At 63.7% G+C, this 1,880-nt stretch carries 2 protein-coding genes; one reads left to right on the top strand and one right to left on the bottom strand.

Annotated features, from left to right (window positions below):
- Window positions 1-7: 7 nt before the first annotated feature.
- Entirely contained in the window at window positions 8-232 is a 225-nt protein-coding gene (locus EN781_RS31625) for a DUF2007 domain-containing protein (protein WP_126055969.1), read from the bottom strand.
- A 161-nt stretch (window positions 233-393) separates the two neighbouring features.
- Here EN781_RS31625 and EN781_RS31620 point away from each other — a divergent pair, with 161 nt between their 5' ends.
- A complete protein-coding gene (locus tag EN781_RS31620; RefSeq protein WP_126055968.1) occupies window positions 394-1,410 on the top strand; it encodes a polyprenyl synthetase family protein in 1,017 nt (338 codons plus the stop codon).
- Window positions 1,411-1,880 lie beyond the last annotated feature (470 nt).

Genomic DNA, 1,880 nt, shown 5'->3' with positions numbered 1-1,880 from the left:
GCTACCATTATTTGCGGCGGATCTCGTTGGCGATGCCGGCATCGGTCAGGATGCGGCGCGCCGCATCCGCCTGGTCGGCGTCGACCATGACACGCCGGGGCAGGATGCCGATCGAGCCGTCGAGCACGCTCATGTTCTGGTCGGCGACGAAACAGGCGATGCCGGCGTCGCGCATCAGCGATTCGACGAAGGAGATGATCACGGCATCGTTGGTGCGGATGAGCTCTATCATGGAACAAAAATCGCAGGTTGCGCCGTTCCTGTAAACGTGGGCGTTGCCGCCGCCGGCCGCAACCGCGCCAATTCGCCTCTTGCCGTGCCCCGTGATGCCGCCCTAGAGTCGGTTCGGGAGTAGGGTGCCGCGTGCGCTTGGAATAGACGGGAGTGTCTGTGGTGGGTGTCGTTCTCAACATCGAAAACGGGAAGCGGGAACCCGCCTCCATCAAGGATCTGATCGATCTCACGGCCGCCGACATGGGGCGCGTCAACGAATTGATCCTGTCCAAGGCCGGTTCCGACGTCGAGATGATCCCCGAGGTCGCCAACCACCTGATTTCGTCCGGTGGCAAGAGATTGCGGCCGATGCTGACGCTCGCCGCGGCCCAGATGTTCGGCTATTCCGGCGAAGGCCACGTCAAGCTCGCCACCTCTGTCGAGTTCATGCACACCGCGACGCTGCTCCACGACGACGTCGTCGACGAGAGCGGAATGCGCCGCGGCAAGAAGACGGCGCGCATGATCTGGGGCAACCAGGCGAGCGTGCTGGTCGGCGATTTCCTGCTCGGCCAGGCCTTCCGCATGATGGTCGATGTCGGCTCGCTGGAGGCCCTCGACATCCTCTCCAGCGCTGCTTCCATCATCGCCGAGGGCGAAGTGATGCAGCTTGCCGCCGCCAAGAACCTGGAGACCACCGAGGACGAGCATTTCGCCGTCATCAAGGCCAAGACCGCGGCGCTGTTCTCGGCCGCCGCCGAGGTCGGCCCGGTCATCGCCCTGGCAACCCGCAACGACCGCGCGGCGCTGCGCTCCTACGGCATGAATCTCGGCCTTGCCTTCCAGCTCATCGACGATGCGCTCGACTATGGCGGCTCCAGCAAGGATCTGGGCAAGAATGTCGGCGACGATTTCCGCGAGGGCAAGGTGACGCTGCCGGTGATCCTCGCCTACCGGCGCGGCACCAAGGCCGAACGCACCTTCTGGAAGCGCGCCATCGAGGACAATGTTACCGACGATGCGGGCCTCGAAAAGGCGATCGGCCTGATGACCCGCCATGGAGCGATTGCCGACACGATCGGCCGCGCCCGCCATTTCGGCGAGATCGCCCGCGATGCGCTGGCGCCGCTGGAGGCGACGCCGCAGAAATCGGCGCTGATCGATGTCATCGATTTCTGTATCGCCAGAGTGAACTGAGGTGGGGTCTGCGGCCGCCGACTTGCTGGCCCGGACGATCGGCACAGGCAGGCTTGGCAAGGCTGCGCATGGGCTGACCTGTACACCAACATTGCCGCAAGCAGCTATGTGACGTCAGAGTGTTGGTTGGTCGCGCGATCTGCTATGATGCTTCGTCGTCATGGTTCGTTAATCGGGTGACCCGATTGTGAATTCGGCCCGGATTGAAGCCTGACCCCAAAAAGGCCATGCTTTGTCGGGAAAAGACCGAGTCTGTGGCGGTCCCATCGACTTGGGGATTGCGTCTGGCTGAAAGGGATACAATGCGGCAAGGACGTGCGCGCTGGCTCGCAGGGCTGGCAATTGTGACGGGCATGGCGATCTCGGCTCTGCCGGCCTACGCCAAGGAAACCGCCGAGCCGGTCAAGATCACGTCCTTCTCGGGGGCCTACCTCGCCGCCCGGATCGCCGAAGGCGACAACGACCTCGAC

Source organism: Mesorhizobium sp. M4A.F.Ca.ET.090.04.2.1, from assembly GCF_003999085.1.
Taxonomy (GTDB): domain Bacteria; phylum Pseudomonadota; class Alphaproteobacteria; order Rhizobiales; family Rhizobiaceae; genus Mesorhizobium.
The sequence above is the reverse complement of the archived record's forward strand: the minus strand, read 5'-3'. Positions and strand labels throughout refer to the sequence as shown.